Below are 15,666 nucleotides of genomic sequence, written 5' to 3'. Positions count from 1 at the left end.
TTCATAAGTTCTTTTCCCGTTCCCCAGCTTCCAAGACCAAAGCCTGTGGACGAAGGGTCGGCAGACTCACCCGAAGAGAAATTCCTGCATAAGTACAGGAATTTTCTCTCCTCTTTCCCTAGATCGCTTAATTCCTGCAAAAGTACAGGTTTTCCGGCGGTTGGGTCTGCAAACCAGCGCTGTGGGCGTAAATTCCTGCACTTTTGCAGGCTTAGGCTCCCGAAGACCGTTTTTGCCCGAAAAAAACTGCATAATTGCAGGAATTTGGGGCAGGCGGTGAAATGTATATGGTCCGCTGAGTTGAAGCCTGCGGTCCTGCGTCGCTCCGGAGGTCACCTTTCTTTAATGCGGGTTCCAAACGTTACACGCAACCCTGCTTACAGATCAGGAGCACGCCCCGATAAGAACTGAGATGCTGTACTAGTTCAGGGCGGCGGGCGCAGCTGCCGCCAAGGGCTTTAGCCCGGCGCGTCCGCCGCACACCGCATTTGCGCAGCAAACAGGGGGCAGGCGGACTAGCCAGGGGCTGGCGTGGCTGCATGCCGCCAGCAGAAAGGAAGCGCCGTTAAGCGTGTCCCGTCCGTGCGCAGCATACAGGGACAAAGCGAGCACACACACCTAGCCCCCACTTAGCAAGTTAAAACCCAACTCCTACCGCCGAGCTTTCGAGTGGCCGGAGGGCAGCGCCCTCCGGGGTCCCCCTTGGAAAGGGGGATTTAGGGGGATGGGCACAAGCTAGGGGGATCAGCACGCTTAGCAGGAGCAGCCGTCCTTCTCTTCCCCGCCAAAATCCACCTGCGTCGGGTAATCATTGTCGAAGCAGGACAGGCACAGCCCGCCCTTGTAGTCGCCGCTATTATAACCGCCAATGGAGGTAATCAATCCCTCTGGCGACAAGAACGCGAGCGAATCGGCGTTAATCTCCTGGCACATCTCTTCAATCGACTGCCGAGAAGCGATCAACTCGCGGCGGTCCGGCGTATCGATGCCGTAGAAGCAGGGATTCTTGAACGGCGGCGAGGTAATCCGCACGTGAACCTCAGCCGCGCCTGCCTCGCGCAGCAGGTTGACGATCCGGCGCGAGGTGGTGCCGCGCACAATGGAGTCGTCGATCATGACGACACGCTGGCCTTCGACGACACGGCGCACGGCGCTAAGCTTCATCTTCACTCCCTGCTCGCGCAGCTCCTGGCTCGGCTGGATGAAGGTGCGTCCGGTATATTTGTTCTTGATCAGCCCAAGCTCGTAAGGGATGCCGGTCTGCTCGGCGTACCCGATGGCCGCCGAGATGCTGGAGTCCGGCACACCGGTCACAATATCAGCGTCAACGAACGCTTCCAATGCCATCCGGCTGCCCATCCGCTTGCGGGCGGAGTGCAGGTTCGAGCCGTTCAGATCGCTGTCGGGACGCGCAAAGTAGATATATTCCATGGCGCAAAGCGCCTTGCGTTTCGGTTCGGTGAAGCGATCCTCGCGGAGGCCGTCCTTATCCAGCACAAGCACTTCGCCCGGCTCAATGTCGCGGACCAGCTTCGCGCCGATCACTTCCAGCGCGCATGACTCGGAGGCAAAGACATATGCATCGCCCAGCCGACCCATAACAAGCGGACGCAGGCCGTGCGCGTCCGAAGCAACCAGCAGCTTGTCGTTGGTCATCAGCAGGAAGGCGAAGCCGCCGACCAGCTGGCTGAGCGCATCCTTGGTCGCTTCAACGAAATCCTTCTGCGACCGTGCAATCAGATGCGCCAGCACCTCGGTATCACTGGTGGTCTGGAAGATTGAGCCGCTGCGCTCCAGCTCTTTGCGGATCAGCGGCTCGTTAACGATATTGCCGTTGGTGGCAATCGCCAGATCGCCATCGCGATACTTGAAGACCAGTGGCTGTGCATTGGTCAGCCGGCTATCACCGCTGGTCGAATAGCGCACATGCCCGATCGACATGTCGCCGACCAGCGAAGCGATTTTATCCTTGTCGAACACTTCCTTTACCAGCCCCATGCCGCGGTGGTAGTTGAAATCACGTCCATCCGCCACACAGATGCCGGCACTTTCCTCGCCGCGGTGCTGAAGGGCATGCAGCCCGTAATAGGACATAGAAGCGGCCTCCGGATGTCCGTAGACTCCAAATACGCCGCATTCCTCTTTTAATGTGTCAAAAATATCTCCCGAGCCCGTTCCTTCGTTGTAAAAGTCGCCGGTCCACAGGATAGGGTCCGCCTGCTCTTTCCCGGTCTTTATTTCATAAGACATGGAATGGCATCCTCCCAAATGAATTTCAATTCAGCCACAGGCTCGTCCAGCACAGCTGTGCCGTCCAGGTTCACCCGCAGTCTGTCTCCGCCTACGGCTCCGATGATTTCAACCGGCACTCCGCCGGCCGCAATTGCAGCCTTCAGTTCCTCCGCCCGTTCAGGGGCAGCAGTCAGTACAATACGCGACTGGCTCTCACTGAACAGGGCAACGTCATGACGCAGTCCGCCTGCGGACAGGTCCACATTCGCGCCGATTCCGCCGCTGATGCAGCTCTCCGCCAGCGCCGCCGCCAGTCCGCCTTCGGACAGGTCATGCGCCGAACGCACCAATCCGCCACGGATCGCACCCAGCACAGCTTCCAGCAGTTTTTTCTCCGTAGCCAGATCAAGCGCCGGCGGGCGTCCTTCAGTTACTCCATGAACCGCGTACTGCAGCTCACTTCCGCCCAGCTCAGCTTTGGTTACGCCAAGCAGCAGAATGGCATCGCCTTCTTGCTTGAACGCTTGGGTCGTAATATGATCGGTATCCTCCACAAGGCCTACCATACCGACAACCGGTGTTGGATAGATCGCCCCGGAGGCATTCTCGTTATACAAGCTGACGTTTCCGCCGATAACCGGCGTATCCAGCACACGGCAAGCTTCCGCCATCCCGTCTACCGCACGTTCCATCTGCCAGAAGATCTCCGGCTTCTCCGGATTCCCGAAGTTCAGGTTATCCGTGATCGCCAGCGGCTGTGCGCCGGAGCAGACAATGTTGCGAGCCGCTTCGCTGACAGCAATCCGTCCGCCGACTTCAGGGTCCAGGTAGACATAACGGCCGTTGCAGTCCGTAGTCATAGCCAGCCCTTTGCGAGTACCCGGAATCGTGATTACTGCCGCATCCGAGCCTGGACGAACCGCCGTGCTGGTGCGAACCATGTAATCGTATTGGTTGTATACCCAGGCTTTGCTCGCCACCGTTGGCGAAGAGAGGATCTTGCGCAGCGCGCCGCCAAGATCGGCAACCTCTTCATAACGCAATGTATCTATCGCTGCACTCGCTTCATAATAAGCGGGCACCGCCGACGGCTTGTCGTATACCGGGCACTCATCCACCAGCGCTGTGACCGGCATGTCACCGACAACTTCACCGTGATGATACAGCTTCAAGCGTCCGTCATCCGTCACCTTGCCCACTTTGCAGCAGATCACGCCCCAGCGGTCAAAAATCTCCTGGGCCTGCGCCTCATCCTTCGGCTCGACCACAAACAGCATCCGCTCTTGGGATTCGGAGAGCATCATCTCATAGGGCGTCATGCCGTCCTCACGCTGCGGCACCTGATCCAGGTACAGCTCCAGCCCGTTGCCCGCTTTGCTGGCCATCTCGGCGCTGGAGCAGGTCAGGCCTGCTGCGCCCATGTCCTGAATGCCGATAACGATGCCGCTGTCGATCAGCTCCAGGCAGGATTCCATCACCAGCTTCTCCATAAACGGATCGCCAACCTGAACAGCCGTCCGTTTGGCTTCCGATTCCTCGGTCAGTTCAACGGATGCGAAGGTCGCGCCATGAATGCCATCGCGTCCGGTAGGAGGACCAACGTAGAAGACCGGATTGCCGACGCCTTGGGCGACACCGCGCTGGATTTTGTCATGATCGATCAGTCCGACACACATCGCATTGACGAGCGGATTGCCGTCGTAGCTGTCATCGAACATAATCTCGCCGCCAACGGTCGGAATCCCGATACAGTTGCCATAACCCGCGATCCCCGACACGACATGCTCGAACAAATATTTCACCCGGTCGCTCTCAAGCTTGCCGAAACGCAGGGAATTCAGCAGGGCCACCGGCCGTGCGCCCATGGAGAAGATATCGCGGATAATTCCGCCTACCCCTGTTGCTGCGCCCTGGAAAGGCTCTACCGCCGAAGGGTGGTTATGGCTTTCGATTTTGAACACAACCGCCTGGTTGTCACCGATATCGACAATACCCGCGCCTTCGCCCGGTCCCATCAGCACGCGCTCTCCGGTTACCGGGAAACGGCGCAGCAGCGGCTTCGAATTCTTATAGGCGCAATGCTCGGACCACATAACACTGAATACACCAATCTCCGTGTAGTTCGGCTTGCGGCCCATGAAGGTGGTAATCAGCTCATATTCGCTGTCCGACACGCCGAATTGGCTGTAGATTCTCTGCTCCGCAATTTGTTCTGCGGTCGGTTCTTTAACGGATACTTGCTGCGTCATAACGTTCCCTCCAGGTCTTCAGTATCGATGTAAACATTCTTTTGCCATCCTCCGAGCCGAGCAGCGCATTTGCCGCACGCTCCGGATGCGGCATCATGCCCACCACATTGCCCTGTACATTGCTGACACCGGCAATATCGGCTACAGACCCGTTCGGGTTGTCGCTGTAAGTGAACACAATCTGGTTATTGGCCTGCAGTTCAGCCAGTGTAGCCTCATCACAGTAATAGTTGCCTTCGCCATGGGCGATCGGGATGATAATCTCTTCATCCTTAGCGTAGTCAATAGTAAACGGGGTTTCATTATTAACGACCTTAAGCACCGTGTCATGACAGCGGAACTTCATCGAATTGTTGCGCAGCAGCGCACCCGGCAGCAGGCCCGCTTCGGTCAGAATCTGGAAGCCGTTGCAGATACCGAGCACGAATTTGCCCTGCTCCGCCGCTTTGGCCACTTCAGCCATGACGGGAGCAAACTGCGAAATCGCGCCGCAGCGCAGATAGTCGCCATAGGAGAAGCCACCTGGTACCAGAATACAATCATAGGCCGACAGATCGGTCGCCGTATGCCACACATAATCGACAGGTTCGCCGAGCGTGTCCTCTACCGCCTTGTAGCAGTCAATATCACAATTGGAGCCCGGAAAAACAAGTACCGCAAATTTCATGATGTCTAGTCCTCCAATTCATAGCGGTAATCCTCGATCACCGTATTGGCCAGCAGCTTCTCGCACATTTCCTTCAGGCGCACTTCTGCTTCCGCCCGGTTATCCGTATCCAGCGTCAGTTCCATATATTTGCCGATCCGCAGGCTCTCCACTTCCTGAAATCCAACAGAATGCAAGGCTCCCTGCACGGCTACGCCCTGAGGATCAAGCACACTTTTTTTGATGGTGACATACACGGTCGCTTTTAACATACGTTTGTCGTTCCCCCTAAAGTTTTATTAGCATGGGCTTCTTGAAATACTTCGGTAAAACTCGCTTCGGAAGCATACACTTAAGTTTTATTAGCATGGGCTTCTTGAATTACTTTGGTAAAAGTTGCAGCTATATTTTCGCCTACAGGGAATGCCCGGTCAGACGGTGGTAAATGTCCAGGTAGCGGCGGGTCGTTTCTTCCACAACGTCCTGCGGCAGCGGATCAGGTTTGCTGTTCTTGTCCCAGGAGGAAGCGGACAGGTACGTCCGGACCGGCTCCTTGTCCATGCTGTCAATCTCGATATCAAGCGCGTAATTCTCCTTGGCCCAGAAGCGGGAAGCATCCGGTGTAAAAATCTCGTCGATCAGAATCACCTTACCGTCCAGCAGCCCGAATTCGAACTTGCAGTCTGCCAGTATGATGCCCCGCTCGGCGCAGTAGGCTCTGGCGAAAGCGAACAGCTGCAGGCTCTTCTCCTTCAGCTCGAGCGCCAGCTCGGCACCGACTAGCTCCTGCATCCGCTCAAAAGGAATGTCCTCGTCGTGGCCGACATCGTTTTTGGCCGCCGGGGTGAAGATCGGATCAGTGAGCTGGGCGTTTTTGCGCAGGCCGCTTGGCAGCTCAATTCCGTTGACCTTGCCGGTCTGCTCATATTGTCTCCAGCCGCCGCCGGTAATACATCCGCGGACTACGCATTCGATATCAATACGCTCGGCCTTGCGTGCCACCATAACACGGTTGCGCAGTGCTTCCTTGTCCTTAACGGCATCCCCCAACTGATCGACGTCGATATGCACCACATGATTCTCGATCAGCTCCCGGGTCTTCCCGAACCAGAACGCGCTCAGCCGGTTGAGCACATTGCCCTTCTCCGGCACCGCCGGGTCCAGCACATAATCGAAGGCGGAGATCCGGTCCGTGACCACGATCAGCACCTGTTCCCCCAAATCGTACAGCTCACGAACCTTGCCTTTATAGAGCAGCGGCGCATTTACAAGTTCCACGGCAGTGGATACGGCCGGTGATGTCATGACCTTTCCTCCCTTGAACTAATGATCTTGCTATGAAAGAAGACTGGTCTTCAAAAAGTAACTTCGAGGAATGTTTGGACTTCCGATCGCTGTTATTCTCAAATTTCTTAATTGAATTAAACCTTTATAGGTTGAAATTTGGTTACTACTTAGGCCACCGTAGGATAAGAGCATCCAAGACTTAGCAGCATGCTCGCCTCATTAGTCGAATTCACAGATTTAGTTGCAAAACTGCATCTATTTAGCCGATTTTTTCCGTTTCGGGGTAAATAAGTGCAAAAACGCATCTATTTTCTGGTTCTGAGCGTTAAAGAAGCGATTTACTCGAATTTAGTTGCAGATTTGCACTTGTTCTCCTGATAATGGGTGTTTCGGCGGAAATTAGTTGCAGTTTCGCATCTAATTACTCCGAAGGTTCCAGGGCAACACGCTAAATCCTCGGTGGGACCTAAGTAGTAACGAATTTGAGAATAAAGGCGAACGCTGACGCTTCTCCAGTTCCAAACTTCCTCTACGTTACTTCTCAGCCAGTTTCTTTTTAGTACTGCGTTCCCCAGTTCACCACTAACTGCACTTTTGGAGTTAGATAAGGTCCAGTTAGATAAGCTCCAGCTTGCGGAAGATGGTATCAACATGCTTCAGATGCCACACCGGGCTGAACGCATCCTCAATCTCTTCCGGGCTGAGCACATTGGTAATCTCGGGCGTAGCTTCCACAATAGAGCGGAACTGAGTCTGCTCTTCCCAGGCCTGCATTGCACGCGGCTGCACGGTATCGTACGCCTGCTCGCGGCTAAAGCCCTTGTCGATCAGCTTGGTCAAGATGCGGCCGGAGAAAGGCACACCGTATGTGCTGTTCATATTGCGTTTCATGTTCTCCGGGAATACAGTCAGGTTCTTCACGATGTTCCCAAAGCGGTTCAGCATATAGTTCAGCAGCATCGTAGCGTCCGGCAGAATAATGCGTTCTACCGAGGAGTGCGAGATATCACGTTCATGCCACAGCGGTACGTTCTCGTAAGCAGTCACCATGTGGCCGCGGATGACGCGGGCCAGACCGGAGATGTTCTCGCAGCCGATCGGGTTGCGCTTATGCGGCATGGCCGAGGAGCCCTTCTGCCCTTTGGCAAAAGCTTCTTCCACCTCGCGGATCTCACTCTTCTGCAAGGCGCGGATTTCGGTAGCGAACTTGTCCAGCGATGTGGCTACCAGCGCCAGCGACGCCATGTATTCAGCGTGACGGTCACGCTGCAGCGTCTGGGTCGAGATCGGCGCCGGGCTTGTGCCCAGCTTGCGGCAGACGAATTCCTCCACGAACGGGTCGATGTTGGCGTAGGTGCCGACAGCCCCGGAGATTTTGCCGAATTGTACACCGAGCGCCGCACGGCGGAAACGCTCCAGGTTACGCTTCATTTCCTCATACCAGAGCGCCATCTTCAGTCCGAAGGTCGTTGGCTCGGCATGTACGCCATGGGTACGGCCCATCATCGGGGTATCCTTGTATGCGAGTGCCTTTTCTTTCAGAATCTCTATGAAACGGATGATATCCTGTTCGAGAATGTCATTGGCCTGACGCAGCAGGTAACCGAGCGCTGTATCCACAACATCGGTGGAGGTCAGGCCGTAATGCACCCATTTGCGTTCCGCGCCCAGGCTCTCCGATACCGCACGGGTAAAAGCGATCACATCATGGCGGGTCTCCAGCTCAATCTCGTCGATCCGCGCAATATCATATTTCGCATCCTTGCGCAGCTTCGCCGCATCCTCATGGGGGATGACTCCCAGCTCTGCCCAGGCTTCACAGGCGCACAGCTCTACTTCCAACCAGGCGTTGAATTTATTGTCTTCGGTCCAAATGGCCCGCATCTCAGGTCTGCTGTAACGTTCGATCATATCGGTTCAGTTCCTCCAAAGGTTAGTTTGCTCCTCCACCCAGGACAGAGCGTCTCCGGTGTCCTTGCAGAGCAGGTTGATATGGCCCATTTTGCGGCCGGTTGTACTCTCGGTCTTACCATATATATGAAGCTTGGGGATTACCCCCAGCCGGCTGTCGGCTTGATTTGTACTGAGCAGCTGCACCGCAGCCTCCAGGTGCTGGCCCAGCACATTCACCATCACTGCCGGGGTCAGCAGCGTGGTATCCCCGAGCGGCAGGTTGCAGATCGCCCGCACCTGCTGCTCGAACTGTGAGGTCGCGCAGGCATCCATCGTATAATGTCCGGAATTATGCGGCCGGGGCGCCAGCTCGTTGACGAACAGCTCCCCCTCCGCTGTAACGAACATCTCAACCGCCAAGAGGCCCACCGCGTTCATCTGCGTGACCAGTTGCTCCGCCAGCTCACAGGCTCGGCGCTGGATGTCTTCTTGCACCCTTGCGGGCACAATCGACAGATGCAGGATATTGTTCACGTGGATGTTCTCGGCTGGAGGGAAGCTCTTCACCTCGCCGGACGCACTGCGGGCTGCAATGACCGAGATCTCGCACTGGAACGCGATGAACTTCTCCAGCACCAGCTCGGGGATGCTTCCGGCAGCGGCTGCTTCGCTGCCGCCGGTCTGCTGTGCCGGTGCTTGCGGCACCAGCTGGGCGTAAACCTCCTCCAGCTGGCTCACGCTGCGGATGACGGCTTGTCCCTTGCCGTCATAGCCCCCTGTGGCTGTCTTCAGCACACAGGGCAGGCCCAGCTCGGCAGCCGCCTGCTTCAGCTCCGCCAAGCTGCCGATCTTGCGGTACGGGGCAACGGGCACGCCCGCCGCCTCGATGGCTGCTTTCTCGCGCAGCCGGTGCTGCGTCGTATACAGCAGTTCGCTGCCCTGCGGCACGTACGACTCCTCCGTCAGCAGCGCGGCTACACCCGCGTCCACGTTCTCGAACTCGTACGTGATGACGTCCGCGCGGCGCGCCAGCTCCCTCGCCGCGTCACGGTCATTGTACGCCGCCTGAATCTGCGGCGTCACCTGCCCGCAGGGCGCATCCGGCGCGGGGTCCAGCGCCACGAAGCGGTAGCCCATGGCGCTGCCCGCGAGCGCCATCATGCGCCCGAGCTGGCCGCCGCCGAGCACGCCGATCGTCGCGCCGGGCAGCACGGTCCGGGGCGCTGCCGGAGCGGCCCCGTTCAGCTCCCCGGGCCTCATAGGCTGTCGCTGCTTTCCAGCACTTCAGCCTGGATCGCCTCACGCCGCCGCTGTACGCGGCTGCTCACGGCCGGATCGAACGCGCCGATAATCTGCGCAGCCAGCAGGCCTGCGTTCACGGCCCCGGCGCGGCCAATGGCAACGGTCGCTACCGGGATGCCGCCCGGCATCTGCACGATCGAGAGCAGTGAATCCAGGCCATTCAGCGCTTTGGACTGCACCGGCACGCCAATCACCGGCAGCAGCGTCTTCGCTGCAACCATCCCCGGCAGATGCGCAGCGCCGCCTGCGCCTGCAATAATGACGACGATGCCGCGGCCCGCCGCCTCCTCCGCATAACGGAACATCAGATCCGGCGTCCGGTGCGCCGAGATGACTTTTTTCTCATAGGCGATTTCAAGCTCATCCAGCACGCTGCATGCATGCTCCATAGTTTCCCAATCTGATTTACTGCCCATAATGACAGCCACCTGCACAGACATGATCCGACCTACCTTCCATTTCCTCAAAGGGGATATCTACAGCTTGTGTATGGTTGTCCCGGCTCATGCATCCGCTCAGAATCCGACAAAAAAAGCCCGACTTCCAGACGCATAGCACTGCGGGAGGATCGGACCATCAAGGAATCAGAAGACAGGAGTCCCGTATGCCGCTCACCGGCGCATATCACAACCAAATGTAACCACGCGCACAACAGCAAAGCCCGTTATCCGGGCAAGCATCCGCTTGATTCCTGTCAGCCTATTTCCTCGTAGTCCGGTAATTTACGGTTCCCGGGTAGAAACTTCCGGGCCTTATCCCCGGTTTTATACGAGCTGCTTATGACTTCAGTTTAACAATGGCCTACATAGGATGTCAACTTAAACACGAACATTGTCAAATTACACCTAACGATTGTTCGCGTTTAGCACGGATTGAATCCATAATTCTGGTTTATTTTCTTCAAAAAAGCCTTGTCCGCCTTAGTTGCCGCCAAGTGGAAACGGCTACGCCATCCTTTTAAAGGACGGGGCGTTTCAGCGAGAAATAGAAGGATAATTTATAGCGTGAAACATATAAATTCTTATATTTTTAAAAAAAGGGAACGCCGTCAAGCGTCGGCGCTCCTCTTCTATCCGTCTATTATTTCACTACCAGCACAGGAATACGCGCGCTCTGTACCACATTATGGCTTACGCTCCCCAGCACGAACTCACGAATGCCACCAAGCCCGCGGCTGCCGATAATAATCAGGTCCACTGCCTGCTCCTTGGCATATCTCAGAATGACCTCGGCAGGTGAACCCTGCAGCAGCTCTACTACAGGATTAAGCCCCTCCGCTTCCAGACGTCCTTTGACCTCTTCAGTCGTTTGGACAGCCAGATCGTAATAATCCTTGTTTACCGAAGCCGGCAGAGGCGCCAGGGCTTCACCAATGAAGAACCGCGGGAATTCAAAAGCGTGAACGACATGCAGTGCAGATCCGGGAGTAACCTTCGCCAGTTCAATGGCACGCTCCAATGCCTGGTTGGAAGCTTTGGAACCGTCATAGGCGAGTAGAATTTTGGAAAATAACATGTACGCCACCTCTTCTTCTGTTTGGTTTAGCGATAATTAGGAATAATAAGACCGTTACATTAAACATTACGTTAAAAAATAACCATAGAGCAGCAAATTAAGCAGCAGCAGCAGCGGAATTCCGATTCGGAAGGAAGCATGCCTTGTCTTGTGGCGCTTGCGGTACATGGCTGTCAGTACACCGAGCGACCCGCCCATTGCGGCCAGCAGAAACAGGGTTTTCTCCGGCACACGGTCCCGCCGCTTGCGGGCTTTGTTCTTGTCCTCGGACATTACTACATAGCCGATTATATTGATAACCACAAACCATACCATCACAATTCGTTCCATCCCCGGCGGCTCCTCCTTAACGACCTGTCTACTCTATATATTATATTACCCTTCTTGCCAAAAAACCAATAAGTCTCTCATCACAGGTTCAGTTTATTCCCGTTTCCCGCCCTGCTTGTCACCGTTTCCGCCATCCATATCCACGATAAGCCTGCCGCCAGCAGCGCGGCCAGCCCGCCCAGCCAGAAGCCTCCGCTAAGACCGTACAGCGAGCTCATCCATCCTGCCGCAAACGGTCCGGCTGCCATCCCGATCGCATACACTGCCTGATAGAATCCCATCGCGGTAGCTCTTTTATAAGGATCGATTCCAGCCCCGATTTCCCCAGCAGCAGTGGAAAAATCAAGCCCTGCATAAAACCGTTCCCCAGCTGTGTAATACATAGAGCGGCCAGATTCGGCATCGTGGGAATAAGCAGTGTAAATAACGCACTACCGGCAAAACCCAGCAACAGCGTCCCCCGGTCTCCCAGCAGCCTGCCGAACAGCCGCGAGCCATAGAGAGTAGCCGCCGCATGAGGCACCATGAAGGCCAGCGTCAGCCAGCCAAGGCTTTCCTTGCTTGCCCCGATGCTCAGCGCCTGATTCGGCGTATAGCCAAACATCGTAATGAACAGGACGCAATGGGCCAGCACGGACAAAAGCGATACCTTAACTAGCAGCGGCTCCTTGATTACAAGCGCCAGATCGCTTAATTGGACTTTATTCTGTGCAGCCTGCGGCTTCTGCTCCGGCAGGCGCAGCACCAGCAGCAGCGCTCCAATCGCTACAATACCGCCAATCAGAAACGACGCCTGCCAGCCCCAATGCTCCACGATATAACCGCTGATCATCATGCTAGTCATCTGGGCAAGAACCGTAGTGAACTGCAGCATGCCCATGGCCCGTCCGGCTTCCTCCTTGGGGAAGTATCCGGCGAACATGACAGTGTACACCACCCACGCGGAGGCTGCAATGCCCGACACCGCACGCGCCGCAAGCGCCCAGCCCGGCTGCTGGCCCCACATGAATAGGAAGCAGCTGGCTCCGCTTGCAATCAGGCCGAGATAAATAAACGGTCTCCTCCGCTTCAAATAGTCCGAGCCGATGCCCAGGGGCAGACGGAACAGAATCTGCATCAGGCCATACACGCCAAGCACCATGCCCACCATTAGATAGGAAGCTCCCAGATGCTCTACATACGGCGAGAGCACGGGGACATATATATTAAGAAGAGAACCAGAACAGAAATACGATGACCAGAAAAAACATCCGGCTCCCGCCCCTGCGCTGGTCCGCAGTTCCAGTTACCGATAAATTGTTGTGCTGCTTGGCTTCCATACCGTCATCCGCTCCATCCCCATATGCCTGCGGCCTGACACTTTAGGTCAGGCTGTACTGATTGCTGCCATCTACCGACAGCTTTGCTGCGCTTATCAAGCGCAATATTACTCCATTACTCCATTCTCAAGTCCATCTTATATGGACATGCCTTATTTATCCTTATTCTGCCCTTCAAGCGCCGCCTTCAGCAGATCACCCAAGCTGGAACCGAGACTTTCCTGCTTGCTGTACTGCTGAACCAGCTTCTGCTGCTCCCGTTTGTTGACAGGTTTATGGTCCTTATTCATGGTTTCTGTAATTCCGCAGCCGAGGCACTGCACGAACAAGCCGGCTTTGCCCTCTTTGAGCTCCATCTTCTTATGGCACTGCGGGCAGCGCCGGTTGGACAACCGCTTCTCTCCGGCGCCGGTATAGCCGCAGTTATCTGCGGGGCATACCAGCAGCTTGCCGCGTTTGCTTTTCTTCTCCAGCAGCCGGGTTCCGCATTCCGGGCAGTGGCTGCTGGATACATTGTGCGGCTTGTATTCCGCCGTACTGGCTTTCACCCCGCCCACCAGTTCCTCAGCCATGCTGCGGATGCCTTGCAGGAACGGGCCGGGCTGCCCTTGTCCGCGGGCGATCTTCTCCAGCTCGCTTTCCCAGCGTGCCGTCAACTCCGGCGTACGCAGCTGGGAGGCCACCAGGTTGATCAGTTGCTTGCCTTTGCCTGTCGGATGCAGCAGGTTGCCCTGGCGCTCTATCGTATCCGAGCTAACCAGCTTCTCAATCACATCGGCGCGGGTAGCCGGGGTTCCAAGCCCGTGCTTCTCCATTAAGGTCAGCAGCGAAGCTTCATTATGGCGCTTCGGCGGCTGTGTCCGCCCGGCTTGTAATCTGCAGCGGGTAATGGTCACCTGCTCGCCTTCACGCAGCTCCGGCAGCTTCACACTGCTGGCCGCAGGCTGATCTCCCGTGTTCTCTTCCTCTTCATCGCTGCTAAGATCCCCGCCGTAGACTTCTCTCCAGCCGGTATCCTTGACGGTAGTTCCCTTCACATGGAAGCTTTCTCCCTGTACGGTGACAGTTACCGCTACAGCATCATAACGCGCCGGAGGATAGAACAGGCTGATGAACCGCCTTGCGATCAAGTCATACAGCTTGCGTTCTTCTGTGCTGAGCGTGTTCAGCAGCAACGTCTGCTCTGTTGGAATAATCGCATGGTGATCACTTACCTTACTGTCATCGACAATCCGGTTGGTGATCGGCAGCTGCTTGCGCAGCAGCGGTCGGGCAAGCGCAGCATAAGGGCCGACCGCCACACTTTCCAGCCGTTCCTTCAAAGTGTCGGTCATATCGGCAGTCAGGTATCTGCTGTCTGTGCGGGGATACGTCACCAGCTTATGCTGCTCATACAGCCGCTGCAGCAGACCTGAGGTCTGTTTGGCAGAGAAGCCAAACTTGCGGTTCGCATCGCGCTGCAGCTCTGTCAGATCGTAAGCCAGCTGGTGGGCTTCACTTCTCTCGCTCTTCTGCACCTTCGTAATCGTTCCGCTCTGCCCGGTAAGCTTATCCTTCAGGCTGGCAGCCTTCGCCTTATCCCAAATACGGGCATCCCCGCTCGCCGAACGCCAGGCAGCCTGGAAGCTGCCCAGATCAGCCTGCAGCGTCTCATAATCCTCTGATAAGAAGCTGGTGATCTCGCGCTCCCGGTCCATAATCATTCCCAGGGTAGGCGTCTGCACGCGGCCCGCCGCCAGCGGCGTGCCGAACTTGCAGGTCAATGCCCGGGTAATGTTCAGCCCGATCATCCAATCGGCTTCCGCACGGCAGCGCGCCGATTCATACAGACGGTCGTAGTTCTTGCCCGGCTTCAGCGCTGCGAATCCTGCTTCAATCGCCTTGTCTGTCTGCGAAGAGATCCAGAGCCGCTGGAACGGTTTCTTCCAGCCGGCCATCTGCAGAATCCAGCGCGCCAGCAGTTCACCTTCGCGGGCAGCGTCGGTGGCGACGATCAGCTCCCCTATATCCTGGCGCTTCATCAGATGCTGCACGGCTTTATATTGCTGATTCGTTTCACGCAGCACCTTCAGCTTCATCCTGTCTGGAAGGATCGGCAGATCCTCCATGGCCCAGGAAGCAAATTTAGGATTATATTCTTCAGGCTCTGCCAGACCAACCAAATGCCCAAGCGCCCAGGTAACTACATATTTCGGTCCTTCAATATAACTTTTCTGTTTATCGCTGCAGCCCATCACGCGGGCGATTTCGCGTGCAACGGACGGTTTCTCCGCCAATACCAATGTCTTCATCATTATCCTCCTTACAGCTTTCGCATCTATTATAGCATTATAGAAAGTGAACTTAAGAATGTTATACAAATGAAAGTCCGCAAATATCGTCAGGCTCCCCCCTTCAGGCGCATTGTACAATAAATTGTAATCATTAACCAAGAGGAGCTGTACCCATGTCCAAACAAGGAAGTTATACTATAGTACAAATAGGAGTTGTCCAAGCTGAGGGAGATCATCAGTTGATCCAGCTTCAGCCTGAATTCGGCCCTGCACTGAAAGGTCTCTCGGAATTCAGCCATTGCCAGGTTATCTGGTGGCTCTCCGAATTTGCTGAGGATCATTTCCGCCAGACTACGCAGATTCAGCCTCCCTACGATGCACCCCTCTCAGGTGTATTCTCCACCCGCTCTCCGGTAAGACCTAATCCGCTGGGGCTGAGCGTAGCCACCATTCTTTCTATGGATGAACAAGCGGGAGTTATTGAATTATCCGGTCTGGACGCCTATCCAGGTACACCGGTGCTGGATATCAAAGCCTATTTCCCCAGTACCGACCGCGTGAAGGATGTAACGGTTCCGGTCTGGGCGGCATCTTGGGGAGATTGGGTAGCACAATAGACT

General features: G+C 56.0%; 14 protein-coding genes and 1 riboswitch. Of the genes, 1 reads left to right on the top strand and 13 read right to left on the bottom strand.

The window, feature by feature from the left end:
• Window positions 1-753: 753 nt before the first annotated feature.
• The 13 genes from purF to B9T62_RS35400 form a co-directional block, all read right to left on the bottom strand.
• The gene (gene purF, locus B9T62_RS35455; protein WP_087919549.1) at window positions 754-2,250 is read right to left on the bottom strand and encodes an amidophosphoribosyltransferase; all 1,497 of its coding nucleotides are present in this window, start codon (window positions 2,248-2,250) and stop codon (window positions 754-756) included.
• Complete coding sequence (gene purL, locus B9T62_RS35450) at window positions 2,235-4,481, bottom strand: phosphoribosylformylglycinamidine synthase subunit PurL (protein WP_087919548.1); 2,247 nt, start codon at window positions 4,479-4,481, stop codon at window positions 2,235-2,237. The genes purF and purL overlap by 16 nt, the downstream gene beginning before the upstream one ends.
• Window positions 4,459-5,148 carry a phosphoribosylformylglycinamidine synthase subunit PurQ gene (gene purQ / locus B9T62_RS35445; protein ID WP_087919547.1) on the bottom strand — a complete coding sequence of 230 codons (690 nt, stop codon included), beginning with the start codon at window positions 5,146-5,148 and terminating at the stop codon, window positions 4,459-4,461. The genes purL and purQ overlap by 23 nt, the downstream gene beginning before the upstream one ends.
• Window positions 5,149-5,153: 5 nt before the next feature.
• A complete protein-coding gene (purS, locus tag B9T62_RS35440) occupies window positions 5,154-5,399 on the bottom strand; it encodes a phosphoribosylformylglycinamidine synthase subunit PurS (protein ID WP_036680912.1) in 246 nt (81 codons plus the stop codon).
• Between the two features lie 142 nt (window positions 5,400-5,541).
• On the bottom strand, window positions 5,542-6,432 hold the full coding sequence (locus B9T62_RS35435; RefSeq protein ID WP_087919546.1) for a phosphoribosylaminoimidazolesuccinocarboxamide synthase: 891 nt from the start codon (window positions 6,430-6,432) through the stop codon (window positions 5,542-5,544).
• Window positions 6,433-7,029: 597 nt separating this feature from the next.
• Complete coding sequence (gene purB / locus B9T62_RS35430) at window positions 7,030-8,325, bottom strand: adenylosuccinate lyase (protein ID WP_087919545.1); 1,296 nt, start codon at window positions 8,323-8,325, stop codon at window positions 7,030-7,032.
• A 6-nt stretch (window positions 8,326-8,331) separates the two neighbouring features.
• On the bottom strand, window positions 8,332-9,567 hold the full coding sequence (gene purK, locus B9T62_RS35425; protein ID WP_087919544.1) for a 5-(carboxyamino)imidazole ribonucleotide synthase: 1,236 nt from the start codon (window positions 9,565-9,567) through the stop codon (window positions 8,332-8,334).
• Complete coding sequence (gene purE, locus B9T62_RS35420; protein WP_087919543.1) at window positions 9,564-10,049, bottom strand: 5-(carboxyamino)imidazole ribonucleotide mutase; 486 nt, start codon at window positions 10,047-10,049, stop codon at window positions 9,564-9,566. The genes purK and purE overlap by 4 nt, the downstream gene beginning before the upstream one ends.
• A gap of 250 nt (window positions 10,050-10,299) precedes the next feature.
• A riboswitch (purine riboswitch) is annotated at window positions 10,300-10,401 on the bottom strand.
• A gap of 288 nt (window positions 10,402-10,689) precedes the next feature.
• A complete protein-coding gene (locus tag B9T62_RS35415) occupies window positions 10,690-11,124 on the bottom strand; it encodes a universal stress protein (protein WP_087919542.1) in 435 nt (144 codons plus the stop codon).
• Between the two features lie 66 nt (window positions 11,125-11,190).
• Window positions 11,191-11,454, bottom strand: a complete 264-nt coding sequence (locus tag B9T62_RS35410; protein ID WP_087919541.1) for a DUF1294 domain-containing protein — start codon at window positions 11,452-11,454, stop codon at window positions 11,191-11,193.
• A gap of 80 nt (window positions 11,455-11,534) precedes the next feature.
• Window positions 11,535-11,702: a hypothetical protein gene (locus tag B9T62_RS39750; protein WP_342746203.1), complete on the bottom strand. Its 168-nt coding sequence runs from the start codon at window positions 11,700-11,702 to the stop codon at window positions 11,535-11,537.
• Window positions 11,669-12,646 (bottom strand): MFS transporter, encoded by a 978-nt coding sequence (locus tag B9T62_RS35405; protein ID WP_245864215.1) that lies wholly within the window; start codon window positions 12,644-12,646, stop codon window positions 11,669-11,671. Before B9T62_RS35405 ends, B9T62_RS39750 begins: the two co-directional genes overlap by 34 nt.
• Before the next feature lie 279 nt (window positions 12,647-12,925).
• Window positions 12,926-15,064: a DNA topoisomerase III gene (locus tag B9T62_RS35400; protein WP_087919539.1), complete on the bottom strand. Its 2,139-nt coding sequence runs from the start codon at window positions 15,062-15,064 to the stop codon at window positions 12,926-12,928.
• Between the two features lie 155 nt (window positions 15,065-15,219).
• Here B9T62_RS35400 and tsaA point away from each other — a divergent pair, with 155 nt between their 5' ends.
• Window positions 15,220-15,663: a tRNA (N6-threonylcarbamoyladenosine(37)-N6)-methyltransferase TrmO gene (gene tsaA, locus B9T62_RS35395; RefSeq protein ID WP_087919538.1), complete on the top strand. Its 444-nt coding sequence runs from the start codon at window positions 15,220-15,222 to the stop codon at window positions 15,661-15,663.
• The last annotated feature ends 3 nt before the right edge of the window (window positions 15,664-15,666 follow it).

The organism is Paenibacillus donghaensis, from assembly GCF_002192415.1.
Classification (GTDB): domain Bacteria; phylum Bacillota; class Bacilli; order Paenibacillales; family Paenibacillaceae; genus Paenibacillus_AQ; species Paenibacillus_AQ donghaensis.
Note: the sequence above shows the minus strand (reverse complement) of the source record. Positions and strands in the feature narration are given on the sequence as shown.

What these genes read in the sequence shown, in the direction of transcription:
- purF (WP_087919549.1), bottom strand. Translation starts at nt 2,250, where the DNA reads ATGTCTTATGAAATAAAGACCGGGAAAGAGCAGGCGGACCCTATCCTG.
- purL (WP_087919548.1), bottom strand. Translation starts at nt 4,481, where the DNA reads ATGACGCAGCAAGTATCCGTTAAAGAACCGACCGCAGAACAAATTGCG.
- purQ (WP_087919547.1), bottom strand. Translation starts at nt 5,148, where the DNA reads ATGAAATTTGCGGTACTTGTTTTTCCGGGCTCCAATTGTGATATTGAC.
- purS (WP_036680912.1), bottom strand. Translation starts at nt 5,399, where the DNA reads ATGTTAAAAGCGACCGTGTATGTCACCATCAAAAAAAGTGTGCTTGAT.
- B9T62_RS35435 (WP_087919546.1), bottom strand. Translation starts at nt 6,432, where the DNA reads ATGACATCACCGGCCGTATCCACTGCCGTGGAACTTGTAAATGCGCCG.
- purB (WP_087919545.1), bottom strand. Translation starts at nt 8,325, where the DNA reads ATGATCGAACGTTACAGCAGACCTGAGATGCGGGCCATTTGGACCGAA.
- purK (WP_087919544.1), bottom strand. Translation starts at nt 9,567, where the DNA reads ATGAGGCCCGGGGAGCTGAACGGGGCCGCTCCGGCAGCGCCCCGGACC.
- purE (WP_087919543.1), bottom strand. Translation starts at nt 10,049, where the DNA reads ATGTCTGTGCAGGTGGCTGTCATTATGGGCAGTAAATCAGATTGGGAA.
- B9T62_RS35415 (WP_087919542.1), bottom strand. Translation starts at nt 11,124, where the DNA reads ATGTTATTTTCCAAAATTCTACTCGCCTATGACGGTTCCAAAGCTTCC.
- B9T62_RS35410 (WP_087919541.1), bottom strand. Translation starts at nt 11,454, where the DNA reads ATGGAACGAATTGTGATGGTATGGTTTGTGGTTATCAATATAATCGGC.
- B9T62_RS39750 (WP_342746203.1), bottom strand. Translation starts at nt 11,702, where the DNA reads ATGGCAGCCGGACCGTTTGCGGCAGGATGGATGAGCTCGCTGTACGGT.
- B9T62_RS35400 (WP_087919539.1), bottom strand. Translation starts at nt 15,064, where the DNA reads ATGAAGACATTGGTATTGGCGGAGAAACCGTCCGTTGCACGCGAAATC.
- tsaA (WP_087919538.1), top strand. Translation starts at nt 15,220, where the DNA reads ATGTCCAAACAAGGAAGTTATACTATAGTACAAATAGGAGTTGTCCAA.